At 70.0% G+C, this 15,522-nt stretch carries 16 protein-coding genes and 1 pseudogene; 1 reads left to right on the forward strand and 16 read right to left on the reverse strand.

The window, feature by feature from the left end; translation table 11 throughout:
* Positions 1–42 precede the first annotated feature (42 nt).
* The 8 genes and pseudogenes from ABZ842_RS03215 to ABZ842_RS03250 form a co-directional block, all read right to left on the reverse strand.
* Positions 43–567 carry a GNAT family N-acetyltransferase gene (locus ABZ842_RS03215; RefSeq protein ID WP_361530707.1) on the reverse strand — a complete coding sequence of 175 codons (525 nt, stop codon included), beginning with the start codon at positions 565–567 and terminating at the stop codon, positions 43–45.
* Positions 568–581: 14 nt separating this feature from the next.
* A complete protein-coding gene (mqnE, locus tag ABZ842_RS03220; RefSeq protein ID WP_361530710.1) occupies positions 582–1,745 on the reverse strand; it encodes an aminofutalosine synthase MqnE in 1,164 nt (387 codons plus the stop codon).
* Between the two features lie 121 nt (positions 1,746–1,866).
* The gene (locus ABZ842_RS03225) at positions 1,867–2,322 is read right to left on the reverse strand and encodes an Lrp/AsnC family transcriptional regulator (RefSeq protein ID WP_361530713.1); all 456 of its coding nucleotides are present in this window, start codon (positions 2,320–2,322) and stop codon (positions 1,867–1,869) included.
* Positions 2,323–2,511: 189 nt separating this feature from the next.
* On the reverse strand, positions 2,512–3,195 hold the full coding sequence (locus ABZ842_RS03230; protein ID WP_361530981.1) for a UbiX family flavin prenyltransferase: 684 nt from the start codon (positions 3,193–3,195) through the stop codon (positions 2,512–2,514).
* A gap of 118 nt (positions 3,196–3,313) precedes the next feature.
* Positions 3,314–3,478 (reverse strand): annotated as a pseudogene (locus tag ABZ842_RS03235) (type II toxin-antitoxin system RelE/ParE family toxin); the annotation flags it as partial.
* An 84-nt stretch (positions 3,479–3,562) separates the two neighbouring features.
* Positions 3,563–3,835 (reverse strand): type II toxin-antitoxin system prevent-host-death family antitoxin, encoded by a 273-nt coding sequence (locus ABZ842_RS03240; protein ID WP_361530716.1) that lies wholly within the window; start codon positions 3,833–3,835, stop codon positions 3,563–3,565.
* Between the two features lie 53 nt (positions 3,836–3,888).
* A complete protein-coding gene (gene mqnP, locus ABZ842_RS03245; protein ID WP_361530719.1) occupies positions 3,889–4,824 on the reverse strand; it encodes a menaquinone biosynthesis prenyltransferase MqnP in 936 nt (311 codons plus the stop codon).
* Entirely contained in the window at positions 4,824–6,269 is a 1,446-nt protein-coding gene (locus ABZ842_RS03250) for a menaquinone biosynthesis decarboxylase (RefSeq protein WP_361530722.1), read from the reverse strand. Before ABZ842_RS03250 ends, mqnP begins: the two co-directional genes overlap by 1 nt.
* A gap of 87 nt (positions 6,270–6,356) precedes the next feature.
* Between ABZ842_RS03250 and ABZ842_RS03255 the strand changes: the two genes are divergently transcribed.
* Positions 6,357–6,725 (forward strand): PLD nuclease N-terminal domain-containing protein, encoded by a 369-nt coding sequence (locus tag ABZ842_RS03255; protein ID WP_361530725.1) that lies wholly within the window; start codon positions 6,357–6,359, stop codon positions 6,723–6,725.
* Between the two features lie 94 nt (positions 6,726–6,819).
* Here ABZ842_RS03255 and ABZ842_RS03260 read toward each other — a convergent pair whose 3' ends face one another.
* The 8 genes from ABZ842_RS03260 to hemL form a co-directional block, all read right to left on the reverse strand.
* Complete coding sequence (locus ABZ842_RS03260) at positions 6,820–6,945, reverse strand: hypothetical protein (protein WP_361530728.1); 126 nt, start codon at positions 6,943–6,945, stop codon at positions 6,820–6,822.
* A gap of 260 nt (positions 6,946–7,205) precedes the next feature.
* On the reverse strand, positions 7,206–8,297 hold the full coding sequence (ccsB, locus tag ABZ842_RS03265; protein ID WP_361530731.1) for a c-type cytochrome biogenesis protein CcsB: 1,092 nt from the start codon (positions 8,295–8,297) through the stop codon (positions 7,206–7,208).
* On the reverse strand, positions 8,294–10,198 hold the full coding sequence (locus ABZ842_RS03270) for a cytochrome c biogenesis protein ResB (protein WP_361530734.1): 1,905 nt from the start codon (positions 10,196–10,198) through the stop codon (positions 8,294–8,296). The genes ccsB and ABZ842_RS03270 overlap by 4 nt, the downstream gene beginning before the upstream one ends.
* Before the next feature lie 4 nt (positions 10,199–10,202).
* Positions 10,203–10,982, reverse strand: coding sequence for a cytochrome c biogenesis protein CcdA (locus tag ABZ842_RS03275; RefSeq protein WP_361530737.1), 780 nt, complete (start codon positions 10,980–10,982; stop codon positions 10,203–10,205).
* Positions 10,983–10,986: 4 nt separating this feature from the next.
* Positions 10,987–11,586: a TlpA disulfide reductase family protein gene (locus ABZ842_RS03280; RefSeq protein WP_361530740.1), complete on the reverse strand. Its 600-nt coding sequence runs from the start codon at positions 11,584–11,586 to the stop codon at positions 10,987–10,989.
* Positions 11,587–11,673: 87 nt separating this feature from the next.
* The gene (locus ABZ842_RS03285; protein ID WP_361530743.1) at positions 11,674–12,936 is read right to left on the reverse strand and encodes a hypothetical protein; all 1,263 of its coding nucleotides are present in this window, start codon (positions 12,934–12,936) and stop codon (positions 11,674–11,676) included.
* A gap of 384 nt (positions 12,937–13,320) precedes the next feature.
* The gene (locus ABZ842_RS03290; RefSeq protein WP_361530746.1) at positions 13,321–14,034 is read right to left on the reverse strand and encodes a histidine phosphatase family protein; all 714 of its coding nucleotides are present in this window, start codon (positions 14,032–14,034) and stop codon (positions 13,321–13,323) included.
* Positions 14,031–15,347 (reverse strand): glutamate-1-semialdehyde 2,1-aminomutase, encoded by a 1,317-nt coding sequence (gene hemL, locus ABZ842_RS03295; protein ID WP_361530749.1) that lies wholly within the window; start codon positions 15,345–15,347, stop codon positions 14,031–14,033. Before hemL ends, ABZ842_RS03290 begins: the two co-directional genes overlap by 4 nt.
* Positions 15,348–15,522 lie beyond the last annotated feature (175 nt).

Consider the following 15,522-nt stretch of genomic DNA (forward strand, 5'->3'; position numbering starts at 1 on the left):
CGTCCGAGGACGTCACTCCAGTGAAGCACGCACCGGTTTCGATCAGTGCAGCGGTAGCAGCATAAAAACGTCGTCCCGGTCGTCACCGGGCGCGACGCGGATCGCGCCGGGCACCCGACCCACTTCCTTGTAGCCGCAGGAAGCGTAGAAGTCCTCCAGGCCCAGGCCGCCCCGGCAGGTCAGCCGGATCGCCTCGATGCCCTCGAAGCCGCGGGCCGCGTCGGCCGCCGCCGCCAGCAGCCCGCGGCCGTGGCCGCCGCCCTGGAGCCGGGGGTGGACCATGACGGTGTAGAGCCAGACCCAGTGCTTCATCAGCCGGTGGTCGTTGAAGGTGAAGAACGCGGTGGCCGCGACCTCCCCGTCCGGGTCGTGGCCGACGACCAGTCGGGTGCGGCCGTCCACCATCGCGGTGAGGTGCCGCCGCAGCTCCGGGCGGATCTGCTCGGGGGTGGCGGGCGGTACGAAGCCGACCGCGCCGCCCGCGTTGGTGACGTCCGTCCACAGCTTGAGGACGCCGTCGCGCAGCACGGGGTCGACGGGCGGGTCGAGGGTGTACGTGAGGTGCACTGCCGCTGCTTCCCTCACACCCGCATCGGCTGCGGCGACTCGCGCCGGTCCCCGTCCGGGCCCGGGTACTCCCGGATGACCTCGTACCGGGTGTTGCGCTCGACCGGCCGGAAGCCGGCGTCCCGGATCAGCTCCAGCAGGTCGTCCCGGGTGAGCTTGTTGGGGGTGCCGTAGTTGTCCGCGTCGTGGGTGATCTTGTACTCGACGACCGAGCCGTCCATGTCGTCCGCGCCGTGCTGCAGCGCAAGTTGCGCGGTCTGCACGCCGTGCATCACCCAGAAGACCTTGACGTGCGGAACGTTGTCGAAGAGGAGCCGGGAGACCGCGAAGGTCTTCAGCGCCTCCGCGCCGGTGGCCATGGTGGTGCGGGCCTGGAGCCGGTTGCGGACCTTGCCGTCCTGCATGTCGACGAAGTCGTGCTGGTAGCGCAGCGGGATGAAGACCTGGAAGCCGCCGGTCTCGTCCTGGAGTTCGCGCAGCCGCAGCACGTGGTCGACGCGGTGCCGGGGCTCCTCGATGTGCCCGTACAGCATCGTGCAGGGGGTCTTCAGGCCCTTGCTGTGCGCCAGCCGGTGGATGCGCGACCAGTCCTCCCAGTGGGTCTTGTGGTCGACGATGTGCTGGCGGACCTCCCAGTCGAAGATCTCCGCGCCGCCGCCGGTGAGCGATTCGAGGCCGGCCTCGATCAGCTCGTCGAGGATGTCGGATGCCGACATGCCGGAGATCGTCTCGAAGTGGTGGATCTCGGTGGCGGTGAACGCCTTCAGGGAGACGCTCGGCAGGGCTTCCTTGAGGGCGGACAGCGAGCGCGGGTAGTAGCGCCAGGGGAGGTTGGGGTGGAGGCCGTTGACGATGTGCAGCTCGGTGAGGTTGTCGTTCTCCATCGCCTTGGCGAGGCGGACGGCCTCCTCGATGCGCATGGTGTACGCGTCCTTCTCGCCCGGCTTGCGCTGGAAGGAGCAGTAGGCGCACGAAGCGGTGCACACGTTCGTCATGTTGAGGTGACGGTTGACGTTGAAGTGGACGACGTCGCCGTTCTTGCGGGTGCGGACCTCGTGCGCGAGGCCGCCGAGCCAGGCCAGGTCGTCCGAGTCGTAGAGGGCGATGCCGTCCTCGCGGGTCAGCCGTTCGCCGGCCCTGACCTTCTCCTCCAGCTCGCGCTTGAGCCCAGCGTCCATGTGCCCGCCTCCCATTTTTCTCCGTCCATCGGGCTAGGGCGCTTCGCCCTCACCCACGGTACTTCCCCCGCCCGCGGCGGCCCGGGGTGCCCCCGCCCGCCGCACCGGGCGGGGCGTCCGCTCACTCCTCTTCGGGCAGCTCGCCGACCCGGTTCTCCCACTTGGTGGAGAGCACGATCGTGGTGCGGGTGCGGGAGACCCCGCGGGTGCCGCTGAGCCGGCGGATGGTCTTCTCCAGACCGTCGACGTCGCTGGCGCGCACCTTGAGCATGTACGAGTCGTCGCCGGCGATGAACCAGCAGTCCTCGATCTCCGCGAGGTCGCGCAGCCGGCGCGCCACGTCCTCGTGGTCGGCGGCGTCGGAGAGGGAGATCCCGATCAGGGCGGTGACGCCGAGACCGAGGGAGGCCGCGTCGACGGTGGCGCGGTAGCCGGTGATGACGCCCGCGGCCTCCAGTCGGTTGATCCGGTCGGTGACGCTGGGGCCGGAGAGTCCCACGAGCCGTCCCAGCTCGGCGTAGGAGGCCCTGCCGTTCTCCCGGAGGGCCTGGATGAGCTGCCTGTCCACCGCGTCCATAAGCCTGGAGCCTTCCATTGTTCAGCAATCCAGCGAAGTATCAGAAAGAAACTAAGGCACGCAGGGTAGAACCCCTACGATTCCCCGAGAAGTTCTGGTGGTCTGAAGCCGCACGGCGGCACGGGGACGGGACCGAGGCGCGAACCTGGGCCGATGCCTGGGGCCTGGGCCGGGCCTGGGCCGGTGGCACTACGGTGTGCCCCGGTCGGCGCGGTACGCCGCCCCCAATTCCCCCTCCCAGCGGCGGTAGAGGGTGTGCGCCACCCCCACCGCGTCCAGCGCCCGCCCGGCGACGAAGTCCACCAGGTCCTGGATGTGCGTGGCCCCGGCGTAGAAGGCGGGCGACGCGGGCAGCACGACCGCCCCGGCGTCGTCCAGGGCCACCAGGTGTCGCAGCGTCTGTCCGTGCAGCGGCGTCTCGCGCACCGCGACGACCAGGGGCCGCCGCTCCTTGAGCGTCACGCTCGCCACCCGCTGGAGGAGGTCCTTCGAGAGACCGAGCGCAACGCCCGCGACGGCCGCGGTCGACGCGGGGACAATCAGCATCCCCTTCGCCGGGTACGACCCGGACGACGGCCCGGCCGCGAGGTCCCCCGCGCTCCAGTGCCGCACCCCCGACACGTCCACGTCGAAGGTCCCCGGCGCGCCGTCGGCGCCGCGGGCCAGCCACTGCCGCAGGTCGTCGCGCCAGTGCGCGTCCCGGAAGGAGATCCCCGTCTCGTCGAGCAGGGTCAGCCGCGACGCCCGCGACACGACGAGGTCGACGTCCTCGCCGGCGTCGATGAGCCCCCGCAGCACGGCGGCGGCGTACGGCGTCCCCGACGCCCCCGACACCCCCACGACCCAGGGCCGCCGGACGCGCTCGCGCGCCACCTCGGGCGCTTCCCCGCTCGCTTCACTTCGTGCTGACTCCACACCGGGAGCCTATCCGGGCCCACCGAGGGCGTCCCCACCGTCCCGGTCCGTCCCGGTCCTGTCCGGTCAGGGTCCTTCAGCCGACGCGGCCGACCTTGACGACGGTCACCGTGATCGTCTCGTCCTCCGCCTGATAGAGCACTCGCCAAGCTCCCACCCGAAGTCGGTAGAAGCCGGACCCGCCCAGAGGTCGCGCCGCATCAGGATGTGGCGCCTCCGCCAGTCCCGCGATCGCCGCCCAGGCACGCCTTCGCGCCGACGGGGTCGTCGGCGCGAAGGCTCCTGAGTTCCTTGAGAGCGCGTAAGTCCCAGACGATGGTGCGGTTCACAGTCCGGCCTGCCGATCGTCTTCCTCCAGCAGCGCCGCGACCTCTTCGTGGCTGAGCAGTGTCTTGTGAGGGTCAGCCGCACGCCGCCTGGCCTCTTCGAGGTCGGCGGCGTCCCGCAGCCGCTCCAGCTCTTCCAGTTCCTCTATGGGAACGAGCGCCGCGGCGGGCTTCCCGTACTCGCTGATGACGAAGTGTTCTTGCCCGTGGCGGACCCGGCCGACCAACTGGCCCAACTGGTTCCGCGCCTCGACCAACGGAAAAGTCTCCATGCCAAAACTGTACACAGTTGCGGGTCCGTACGGCTTTGGGTTTCGGACGGCGACTACACCGTCAGACCACGCACCACCAGATCCAGCAGCGCGCACACGAAAAGGGTAATTCCGATAAACCCATTGACCGTGAAGAACGCCCGGTTCAGCCGGGACAGGTCGTGCGGGCGCACGATGGTGTGCTCGTAGACGAAGGCGCCGGCCACGATCACCAGGCCCACCCAGAAGAAGGCCCCCGCGTCCGTCGCGAGGCCGAACCAGACCAGCAGGGCCGTGGTCACGACGTGGCAGGCGCGGGCGCCGTGCAGGGCCGCGGGGACGCCGAAGCGGGCGGGGACCGACTTCACGCCCTCCACCCGGTCCGCCTCCACGTCCTGCGCGGCGAAGATCAGGTCGAAGCCGCCGATCCAGACGCCGACCGCGAGCCCGAGGATCACCGCGTCCCACGACCACGCGCCGGTGACCGCGAGCCACGCCCCGATCGGGCCGATCGCCTGCGCCAGGCCCAGGATCGCGTGCGGGTAGTTCGTGAACCGCTTGCCGTACGGATAGACCACCATCGGGACGACGGCGACCGGCGCCAGCGCCAGACAGAGCGGGTTCAGCGCGGCGGCGGCGCCCAGGAAGACCACGAGGGCGATCAGCGCGCCGGTCCAGGCCGAGCGCACGCTCACCGCGCCGGTGACCAGCTCCCGGCCCGCGGTGCGCGGATTGCGGGCGTCGATCTCCCGGTCGATGATCCGGTTGCACGCCATCGCGAAGGTGCGCATCCCCACCATCGCGACCGTGACCAGGCCCAGCTCCGCCCAGTGGACGCTCTCGTCCGCCTGGTACATCGCGGTCAGGGCGGCGATGTACGCGAACGGCAGCGCGAAGACCGAGTGCTCGATCATCACCAGCCGCAGGAACGCCTTGACCTTGCTGCCGCCGGCCGGACGGGCGGGCCCGGCGGGGCCAGCGGCGTCCGCCGCGTCGGCCGCCGCCGCCATCACAGCCCGTATTCCTTCCAGCGCCGGTCCACCAGCGCCGCCGTCGACGGGTCGGACTCCACCATGTTCGGCCAGCCGCGGGTGTAGCCCTCCTCGGGCCACTTCTCCGTGGCGTCGATGCCGGCCTTACCGCCCCAGAACTGCTGGTACGAGGCGTGGTCGAGGTGGTCGACCGGGCCTTCGACGACGCTGAGGTCCCGGGCGTAGTCGGTGTTCCCGAGGGCCCGCCACGCGACCTCGTGCAGATCGTGCACGTCGCAGTCCGAGTCCACGACGATGATCAGCTTCGTCAGGGACATCATGTGCGCGCCCCAGATCGCCGACATCACCTTCTGCGCGTGCTTGGGGTACCTCTTGTCGATCGAGACGATCGCGCAGTTGTGGAAGCCGCCCGCCTCGGGCAGGTGGTAGTCCACGATGTCCGGCACGATGATCTTCAGCAGCGGCAGGAAGAAGCGCTCCGTGGCCCGCCCCAGCGGCCCGTCCTCCGTCGGTGGCCGGCCGACCACGATCGACTGGAGCAGCGGGCGCTTGCGCATCGTCACGCAGTCGATCTTCAGCGCGGGGAACGGCTCCTGCGGGGTGTAGAAACCGGTGTGGTCGCCGAACGGCCCCTCCGGCAGCATCTCCCCCGGCTCCAGCCAGCCCTCGATCACGACCTCCGCCTGCGCCGGCACCTGGAGCGGCACCGTCTTGCAGTCGACCATCTCGATCCGCTTGCCCTGCACGAAACCGGCGAACAGGTACTCGTCGATGTCGCCGGGCAGCGGCGCGGTGGAGGAGTACGTCACCGCCGGCGGGCAGCCGAAGGCGATCGCGACCGGCAGCCGCTCGCCGCGCCTGGCCGCGACCTGGTAGTGGTTCGCGCTGTCCTTGTGGATCTGCCAGTGCATCCCGATGGTGCGCTTGTCGTGGCGCTGGAGCCGGTACAGACCGAGGTTGCGCACCCCGGTCTCCGGGTGCTTGGTGTGGGTCAGCCCCAGGTTGAAGAAGGAGCCGCCGTCCTCGGGCCAGGTGAACAGCGCCGGGAGCTGGTCGAGGTCGACGTCGTCGCCCTGGAGGACCACCTCCTGCACGGGCGCGTCCTTCACCTTCTTCGGCGGCACGTGCACCATCGAGCCGAGCTTGCCGAACGCCTCGCGCACCCCGACGAAGCCGTGCGGCAGCTCCGGCTTCAGCAGCCCGCCGATCTTGTCGCTGATGTCCTCGTACGACTTGAGGCCAAGCGCCTTCAACAGCCGGCGGTCGGTGCCGAAGACGTTCATCGCGAGCGGCATCGAGGCCCCGCGCACGTTCTCGAACAGGAGCGCCGGGCCGCCCGACTTGTTCACCCGGTCGACGATCTCCCCGACCTCCAGGTGCGGATCCACTTCCACCTTGATGCGCTTGAGGTCTCCCTCGCGCTCCAGAGCCCTGAGCAGGGAGCGAAGATCGTCGTAAGCCATGGGCCCAGTATCCGGTACCGGATACCCTGGGGGAGTCACCGGGGCCCTCGCCGGCTCCGCCGCCTCTAGCTGGGGGACCGTTCGGCCATGCTCAGGACTCTTCTGCCCCTCCTGGTCCTGGGGATGTGGATCTACGCCTTCATCGACGTGCTGAACACGCCGGAGAAGGAGGTCCGCAACCTCCCCAAGGTGGCCTGGGTGATCATCGTCCTCCTCTTCATGCCGCTCGGCCCCATCGCCTGGTTCATCGCCGGCCGCCCACGCAGGGCGGTCGCGGGCGGCGGCCTCGCCGCGGCGTTCGGCGGCGGCGGGTCCCGGGGCGGCCGGGGCGGCGGTTGGGTGGCCCCCGACGACAACCCGGACTTCCTGAAGTCGCTGGGCGACGAGGGCAAGGACCGGGGCCGGGAGAAGAAGGACGAGGGCGAGCCGGACGAGGCGAAGGGCGACGAGAAGTAGCGGTCGCGGTCGGAGCCCGGATTCGCGGGCTGACCGACGGGCCCGCCGGTCGCACCGACGGGCCGGTGGCAGAGGGTTGGTACGGCGGCGCAGGTCAGCCGATGTTGACCCAGGGGGACCAGGCGGACAGGGCCCCGCCCCCGTGCAACCGGATCCTGATCTTGCCGGTCTCCCGGAAGTTGTGGTTGCAGGTCTTGACCGTCCCCGCACCGGTGGACACGGTGCACTTCCCGGTCCCGCTGGTGTAGTTGAGGTCGTACTCGACGGCCGCGTAGTGGCCGTCGGCCCTGGTGTCGCCACGGCGTGGGGCTTTCCGCGCCCGTCGGACTTCTCCCGGGCGTTCCGCGCCCGCTACGGCCGACCGCCGAGCGACTTCCGCGCCGCGGCGTTGGCGGCGAGGCGCAGAGCGTGAGGAAAGGCGAACGCCCCGCTCGGTCGTGGTGACCGGGAGGGGCGTTCGGCAACGGGCGTGGGCGGGCGTTACGCGTAGGAGTGGAGGCCCTGGACGAACATGTTCACGCCGTAGTAGTTCCACAGCCAGCACACGAACGCGATCAGACCCAGCACCGCAGCCTTGCGGCCCTTCCAGCCGGCGGTGGCGCGGGCGTGGAGGTAGGCGGCGTAGACGACCCAGGTGATGAAGGACCAGACCTCCTTGGGGTCCCAGCCCCAGTAGCGGCCCCAGGCGGACTCCGCCCAGATCGCGCCGGCGATGATCGCGAACGTCCACAGCGGGAAGACCGCCGCGTTCACCCGGTACGCGAACTTGTCGAGCGTCGCGGCCGACGGCAGGCGCCCCAGCACGGAGACGGCGAAGTTGCTCGGCTTCTCGCCGCGGGCGAGCTTGGCCTCGTGGAAGTCGCGGAAGAGGTACAGCATCGAGCCGACCGCGCCGATGTAGAAGACCGCACCGCAGATGATGGCCGTGGAGACGTGGATGACCAGCCAGTACGAGTCGAGCGCCGGGACGAGCTGGTCGCTCTCGGTGTAGAAGACGGCGACGGCCAGGCCCAGGTCGGCGAGGATCGTCAGGATCAGCGGCAGGCCGAGCCAGCGGACGTTCTTCTTCGCGACGAGGAGCGCGAGGTAGGTGCCGACCGCCACCGCACCGAAGGTGATGGAGAACTCGTACATGTTCCCCCACGGCACCCGCTTCACGGAGATCGCGCGGGTGATGACGCCGCCCGCCTGGAGGATCCAGGCGAGGGCGGTGAGGGAGATGGCGATGCGGCCGTAGAGGTCGCCCTTGAACGTGCCGCCGGCGGCGCCGGGTCCGTCGGGGACGTCACGGTTGCCGGCGGCGGAACGGGTGACCACCTTCGGCTTGTCGAGGACGGCGGTGGAGCCCTGCTGTCCCTGCTTGCCGCGCACCTGGACGGTGACGGCGGAGGCGGCCGGGGCGGCGGCATCCGAGGTCAGGAGCGCGGCGGTACGACCGACCTTGCTGCGGCTGCCGAAGATCCACTCGGCGATGTGCGCGAGGAAGGCGAGGGTGTAGACGGCCATCGCCGAGTAGATCAGGATGTTGCTGATCTCGGCGAAGGTCTCGTTGGTAGCGGCGGCGAGAGTCACTTCTCAGCCCCTTCGGCGGAAACTTCGGTGTGATGAGGGTCGGTGGCGTCGGCGGTGTCTTCTGATGCTGGTGGTGCTTCGGCGTCGGCGGATGCGGATGCGGACGGTGCGTCCGGCGCGGTGTCCGACTCTACGTCCGCACCGCTCCCCGACTCCGCACCGGCCTCGCGCTTCGAGCCGGCTTCGGATTCCTGCTCCGGCTCCGGCTCCGCTGCCGGCGGCGCCTGCTCGTACAACCGCAGGGCCAGCGCGCCCAGCTCCTCCGGCAGCTTCGGCGACTCGCTGCGGCCCAGGCCGGCCATCTCGACGACCGTGACGCCGTCCTTACCGGTGACGACCCGCACCCACACCCGTCGCCGCTGGACGAAGAGGGAGACCGCGAGGCCGACGACCGCGGCGACCGCGCCCGCGAGCGCCCAGCCGGTGCCCGGCTGCTCGGAGATCTGGAAGCTGGCCCACTCCTTGATGTCCTTCTCGAAGGTGATGGAGCCCGCGCCGTTCGGCAGCGTCATCGTCTCGCCGGGCAGCAGCAGTTGCTTGAAGATCTCGCCCTTCTCGTCCTTGAACTGCTCCAGCTTGGCGGTGTCGAGCTGGTAGACGTTCTGCGGGATGCCCGAGCCGCTGCTGATGGTGCCGCGGTAGGCGTTCAGCGCCAGGACGGGGAAGTCCAGCCCGGGGAACTGCGAGAACATCGAGCTGACCTCGTGCCCGCCGAACGTCGGGACGAACCACGCCTTGAAGCCGAGCTGGTCCTTCTTGCCGTTCTTGTCGGTGTAGCCGTCCAGCACCTTGATCGCGCCGGACGAGGTGATCATGCCGTCGACCGGCAGCAGCGGCACCGGCCGCTTGTCGACGACGATCTTCCCCCGGCCGTCCCGGACGGTGACGACCGGCGCGTAGCCGTGGGCGAGCAGATGGACCTTGGTGCCGTCGACTTCCAGCGGCTCGTTGACCTTTATGACGGCGTCCTGCTCCTTGCCGTCGGGCTTGCCCCAGCGCACGGACGCCTCGAAGGTGCGGGCGGTGCCCTTCTGCGGGCCGGTGCGCTCGTACGTCGCGTCGAAGCTCTTGAGGTCGAACCAGAACGGATTCAGGTCGTCCCGGTCGTACAGGGCGCCGGAGCGGAAGTCGTCGTACTGGGTGAGGGTGTTGGCGAAGCCGTCGCCCTCGATGATCAGCTTGCCGCCCTCGGACTTGAAGAGCTGGCCGGCGGCGAACGCCAGCAGCATCACGATCAGCGCGACGTGGAAGATCAGGTTGCCGGCTTCGCGCAGGTAGCCCTTCTCTGCGGCGACCGCGTCACCGACGACGTGCGCGCGGAAGCGGCGACGCTTGAGCATGCCGAGCGCGGCCTCGCGCACCTGCTCGGGGTCGGCGTCGGTGCGCCACGTCGTGTACGCGGGCATCCGGGTCAGCCGGCCGGGCGCACCCGGGGGGCGGCTGCGGAGCTGGCCGACGAACTGCCAGGTGCGCGGCACGATGCAGCCGATGAGGGAGACGAAGAGCAGGATGTAGATCGCGGAGAACCACACCGAGCTGTAGACGTCGAAGAGCTGGAGCTTCTCGAAGATCGGCGCCCAGAACTCGTTGTTCTCCTTCCAGGTCTCGACCTTGAGGTCGTCGACCATGCGCTGGGGGATCAGCGAGCCCGGGATCGAGGCGAGGGAGAGCAGGAAGAGCAGGATCAGGGCGACCCGCATGGAGGTCAGCTGCCGCCAGAACCAGCGGACCCAGCCCACGATGCCGAGGGTGGGGCCGCCGGTGAGTTCCTCGCGGGGGGCGGTGGACAGCTGGGCGCCGGCCGCTTCCTCCCGTCGTGCCTCGGTCTGCTGCGGCTCGTTCCGCTGCGGGTCGTCGTTCTTCGCCGTCTCGGACTGCGCCGGCGTCGTCGTCTTGCTCATCGGGTCAGATCCCTACCGTGAAGCCCGTGGACCAGACCTGCATCTGCTGCATCATGGTGTCCCAGACACCGGTCAGCATGAGGAGTCCGGTCGCGATCATCATGATGCCGCCGGCGCGCATCACCCACACATAGTGCTTCTTCACCCAGGCGAACGCGCCGAGCGCCTTGCGGAAGGCGATCGCGGTCAGCACGAACGGCAGGCCCATGCCGATGCAGTACGCGACCGTGAGCGTGGCCCCGCGGCCCGCGCTGCCCTGGTCGGCGGCGAGCGTCAGCACCGCGGCGAGCGTGGGGCCGATGCACGGGGTCCAGCCGACGCCGAAGAGCGCACCGAGGACGGGCGCGCCGAGCAGGCCGGTGGTCGGCTTGGTGTGGAAGCGGAACTCGCGGCGGGTCATCCACGGCATCGCGCCCATGAAGAAGGCCCCCATGAGCACCATCAGCACCCCGAGGATCTTCGTGAGGATCCCCTTCTCCTCCTGGAGGGTGGCGCCGAAGAAGCCGAAGAGCGCTCCGCCCGAAACGAAGACGACCGTGAAGCCGAGGACGAAGAGGGAGGCGCCGAGGGCCATCCGACCGCGCTTGGCCTCCGCCAGGTCGGTGCCGCCGATTCCGGTGACGTACGAGAGGTAGCCGGGGACGAGCGGCAGGACGCACGGGGAGAAGAAGGAGACCAGTCCGCCGAGGACCGCGATCGGTATGGCGACGACGAGGGCGCCGCCGAGCACGGTCGAGTTGATGTCTGTCGAGGCGAGTAGCACCGCCGGCTCCGCGTACGTCACGGGATCACTTCTCCGCGGCCACGGGGTCGACCATCTTGCGCAGGTCCTTCTCGGAGATCGCCTTCAGCGAGCGCGCCGCCACCTTGCCGTCCCGGTCGACGACGATGGTGGAGGGGATGGCCTGCGGGTGCAGCGTCCCCTTCGGGAAGCCGCTGATGATCAGCTTGCCCGCGGGGTCGTAGAGGCTCGGGTACGGAACGCCGTACTCCTTCTCGAAGTCGATCGCGTCCTTCTTGGTGACGTCGCGGGTGTTGAGCCCCACGAACTCCACGCCCTGGTCCTTGGTCTCCTTGGAGACCTTGGCGAAGGCGGGGGCCTCGGCCCGGCAGGGCTCGCACCACGAGCCCCAGACGTTCAGCACGACCACCTTGCCCTTGAGGTCGGCGACGTCGAGGGACTCGCCTTCGAGGGTGTCGCCCGCGATCTTCCCGATCGCCTTGCGGTCTTCCTTGGCGACGGTGGAGATGCCGCCGGTGTCGGTGACGAAGTTCGTCTGACCGCCGCCCCCGGAGGTTCCTCCGTCGGTGCAGGCGGACAGGGTGAGCGCCCCGGTCACCAGGAAGGCGGCCGTGAGGGCAGCGCGATGCGCACGGCTGAGGCTCATGTGAAAAGTTTCGCATGGCTGATTCAGCGATCTTTGGGACCCCCCTCGATGCCCGCTAGAACCCCATTGGGCGGGTGGCGCCCCTTGTCAAGAAGCCTTAAGGAAAGTGTTCCAGCCGCCTTCGGGCGCACGACCCACGTCGAGGGTGCGGAGCTTGGCGAGGACGGCCGGGTCCTGGGCGTCGAGCCAGTCGCAGAGCTGTCGGAAGGAGACGAGGCGTACGTCCTTCTTCCCCGCCATGCCGCGGATCGCCGCCTCCACGGCGTCCATGTATATCCCGCCGTTCCACTGTTCGAAGTGGTTGCCTATGAACAGCGGTGCGCGATTGGACTCGTACGCGCGACGGAAGCCCGCCAGGTACGCGCCGGCGGCCTGCTCGCGCCAGCCGGCGCGCTTGGCGACCGCGCCCTGGGTGGCGTTCCCCGACTGGTTGACCATGAAGTTGTAGTCCATCGAGAGCACTTCGAAGGAGCGGCCGGGGAAGGGCACCTGCTGGAGCGGGAAGTCCCACAGGCCCTGGCGCTTGCCTGGCCAGACCTGGCGGCCACCGGGCGAGCTGGCGTCGTAGCGCCAGCCGAGCTTCTTCGCGGTGGGCAGCAGCCGGTCCTGGCCGAGCAGGCAGGGGGTGCGGCTGCCGATGAGTTCCTTGGCGTAGTCGAAGGGCAGCGGGTCGACGTCCGAGAACCCGGTGTGCGTGCGCCACTTCGTGACGAACGCCACGGCCTGGTCTATCTCGTTCTCCCAGTCGGCCGGGGTCCAGCGGGCGACGGAACGCGCGCTCTCGCCGCAGAAGTGGCCGTTGAAATGGGTGCCGACCTCATGGCCGGAGAGCCAGGCACGGCGCACTTCGCCGAGCGTCTTCCTTATGTTCTCGTCGGTGAGGTAACCGATGTCGGACGCGCCGACGCGGTTGTTCGGCGGACGGTAGAGGTCCTTCTTGGACTCCGGGAGGAGATAGAGGCCGGAGAGGAAGAACGTCATTCCCGCATTGCACTCGTCGGCGACCTTGAGGAAGCGGGAGAAGAGCCCGCTGCCGGTCTCCCCCGCGCCGTCCCAGGAGAAGACCACGAATTGCGGCGGGGCCTGGCCGGGGGCGAGCGGAGTGGGCGCCGGCGGTTGCTTCGGCTGCTTGCCGGTGTCGGAGGTGGAGCCGTCGCCGATCGGCTTTCCGGGGACGGTGGGCGACGGAGTACGACCGACACCGCCGTCGCCCTTCGCACCGCCGTCCCCTTGGCCGCCGCTGCCGCTGCCGCCGAGGGCGCCGCAGCCGACGAGGCCGGTGGCAGCCGCGGCTGCCAGCCCCGCGCCGATCGCTTTGCGTCGGGTGATTCGCCCGTTGTCGTTGCGCATTGCCGTTCCCGTCCCCGTCCCCGTGGATTTCTCCGTGCATGGGGTGAGAGGTCACAGCCAAGCCATGGGTTCCGCAATTGGGACGCCTTTTGCCCAATGGTGACGAAAGCGCACCTCGCCGTTTCCCTACGGAATCATGACCACTGCGCCCCGGTGGTCGGTTGCTCGCGCAGTTCCGCCCCCCTACGCCCAGAGAGGCGTGGGGGACCCCCAGCGCCCCTAAACCCCCTGCCCCGCAGGTGACTGACAGGGTGAGCGAAACAGGGGCGCGGGGAACTGCGCGAACAGCCCACCACCGGGCCGCAGAGACCAACGCTCCCGCAGGAAAACGGCGCTACGTCCAGCCGCGCAACGTCCAACCGCATAACGTCGCGCCCGCGCGACCTACGCGCCGAACGCCTTCGACTTCCCCTTCACCGGCTTCGCTCCCGCCCGCAGGTGCGCCGGCACGAGGTCGATCGCCGGCTCCGTGTAACCCACGGAGACGATCTTGTCGCCTTCGTAGGTGAACGAGGTCAGCGAGGCGAGGGTGCACTGCCGCCGGCGCGGGTCGTGCCACAGCCGACGCCGCTCGACGTAGCTGCGGACGATCCAGATCGGCAGCTGGTGGCTGACGCAGACCGCCTCGTGGCCGCGGGCCGCGTCCCGGGCCGCGTCCAGCGCGCCCATCATCCGTACGACCTGCTCGATGTACGGCTCGCCCCAGGACGGGCGGAACGGGTTGGTCAGGTGCCGCCAGTTCCCGGGCTTGCGCAGGGCGCCGTCGCCGACGCCGAAGGTCTTGCCCTCGAAGACGTTCGCCGCCTCGATCAGCCGGTCGTCGGTGGCGACGACCAGGCCGTGGTTCTTGGCGACCGGGTCGGCGGTCTCCTGGGCGCGCTCCAGCGGGGAGGCCACGACGTGGGTGACGTCCCGGCCGGCCAGGGCCTCGGCGACCTTGTCGGCCATCTGACGGCCGAGTTCGGACAGGTGGTACCCGGCGCGGCGGCCGTAGAGCACGCCGTCGGGGTTGTGCACCTCGCCGTGGCGCACCAGGTGGACGACGGTCCGCTCCGCTCCCCCGTCCGCGCTCGCGCCCGCGCTCTGCTGCGCGCTCATGCGGTGGCCTCCGCTGCGGCGCGTGCGGCGGCCGGCAGCGCGGCGGCGACCTTCTCGATCGCGCGCTCGTCGTGGGCCGTGGAGACGAACCAGGACTCGAAGGCGGACGGCGGCAGGTAGACGCCGTCGGCCAGCAGGGAGTGGAAGAAGGCGTTGAAGCGGAAAGCTTCCTGCCGCTTCGCGTCCTCGTACGAGCGCACCTCGGCGTCCGTGAAGAAGACGGAGAACATGTTGCTCGCGCTCTGCAGCCGGTGGGCCACGCCCTCCTTGGTCAGGGCGTCCGTGACCAGGGCCTGGATCTGCGCGGAGACCGCGTCCACCCGCTCGTACGCGGCGTCGTCCAGCAGCCGCAGCTGCGCGAGGCCGGCGGCGGTGGCGATCGGGTTCCCGGAGAGGGTGCCGGCCTGGTAGACGGGGCCGGCGGGGGCGAGGTGGCCCATCACGTCCGCCCGGCCGCCGAAGGCCGCCGCGGGGAAGCCGCCGCCCATCACCTTGCCGAAGGTCATCAGGTCCGGCGCGACGCCCTCGACGCCGTACCAGCCGGCCTTGCTGGTGCGGAAGCCGGTCATGACCTCGTCGGAGACGAAGAGCGCACCGTGCTCGCGGCACAGGTCCTTCAGCCCCTGGTTGAAGCCGGGCAGCGGCGGGACCACGCCCATGTTGCCGGGGGACGCCTCCGTGATCACGCAGGCGATCTCGCCGGGGTGCGCGGCGAACGCGGCGCGCACCGCCTCCAGGTCGTTGTACGGCAGCACGACGGTCTCCCCCGCCTGCGCACCGGTGACGCCCGGGGTGTCCGGCAGCCCGAACGTGGCGACGCCCGACCCGGCCGCGGCAAGCAGCGCGTCCACGTGCCCGTGGTAGCAGCCGGCGAACTTGACCACCTTCGCCCGGCCGGTGAAACCGCGCGCCAGCCGGATGGCGGACATGGTGGCCTCGGTGCCGCTGGAGACGAGCCGCACCTGCTCGACGGGGGCGATCCGGGCCACGATCTCCTCGGCGAGGGCCACCTCGCCCTCGCCCGGCGTGCCGAAGGACGTGCCGCGGGCCACGGCCGCCTGCACGGCCGCCAGGACCTCCGGGTGCGAGTGGCCGAGAATCATCGGTCCCCACGAGCAGACGAGGTCGACGTACTCGCGGCCGTCGGCGTCGGTGAGGTAGGGGCCGCTGCCGGAGACCATGAACCGGGGCGTGCCGCCGACGGCTCGGAAGGCGCGTACGGGAGAGTTGACGCCGCCGGGCGTCACGACGGAGGCGCGGTCGAACAGCGCCTGCGAAACTGGGGCTTCGTATGGATACGACACTTTGGCCACTCTGTCCTGATCTGCGATTCGAGGGTGGGGCGGCCGGGGCCCGACGGACGGTGGATCTCGGCCACTGATGAGTGAGGAGCGGGGACCGCTCCGTATTACGAAACGGCGTCAGCCTCCTCGCATCTGCGAAACTGGGGCCATACAGGGAAGACTCATGCAATCCATGGTGTCAGAG

Origin of the sequence: Streptomyces sp. NPDC047315 (genome assembly GCF_040643215.1) — a bacterium.
Lineage (GTDB): Bacteria > Actinomycetota > Actinomycetes > Streptomycetales > Streptomycetaceae > Streptomyces.

What these genes read in the sequence shown, in the direction of transcription:
- ABZ842_RS03240 (WP_361530716.1), bottom strand. Translation starts at nt 3,835, where the DNA reads ATGGAGACTTTTCCGTTGGTCGAGGCGCGGAACCAGTTGGGCCAGTTG.
- ABZ842_RS03285 (WP_361530743.1), bottom strand. Translation starts at nt 12,936, where the DNA reads ATGCGCAACGACAACGGGCGAATCACCCGACGCAAAGCGATCGGCGCG.
- ABZ842_RS03280 (WP_361530740.1), bottom strand. Translation starts at nt 11,586, where the DNA reads ATGAGCCTCAGCCGTGCGCATCGCGCTGCCCTCACGGCCGCCTTCCTG.
- ABZ842_RS03250 (WP_361530722.1), bottom strand. Translation starts at nt 6,269, where the DNA reads ATGGCTTACGACGATCTTCGCTCCCTGCTCAGGGCTCTGGAGCGCGAG.
- ABZ842_RS03270 (WP_361530734.1), bottom strand. Translation starts at nt 10,198, where the DNA reads ATGAGCAAGACGACGACGCCGGCGCAGTCCGAGACGGCGAAGAACGAC.
- mqnE (WP_361530710.1), bottom strand. Translation starts at nt 1,745, where the DNA reads ATGGACGCTGGGCTCAAGCGCGAGCTGGAGGAGAAGGTCAGGGCCGGC.
- mqnP (WP_361530719.1), bottom strand. Translation starts at nt 4,824, where the DNA reads ATGGCGGCGGCGGCCGACGCGGCGGACGCCGCTGGCCCCGCCGGGCCC.
- ABZ842_RS03255 (WP_361530725.1), top strand. Translation starts at nt 6,357, where the DNA reads ATGCTCAGGACTCTTCTGCCCCTCCTGGTCCTGGGGATGTGGATCTAC.
- ABZ842_RS03225 (WP_361530713.1), bottom strand. Translation starts at nt 2,322, where the DNA reads ATGGACGCGGTGGACAGGCAGCTCATCCAGGCCCTCCGGGAGAACGGC.
- ABZ842_RS03290 (WP_361530746.1), bottom strand. Translation starts at nt 14,034, where the DNA reads ATGAGCGCGCAGCAGAGCGCGGGCGCGAGCGCGGACGGGGGAGCGGAG.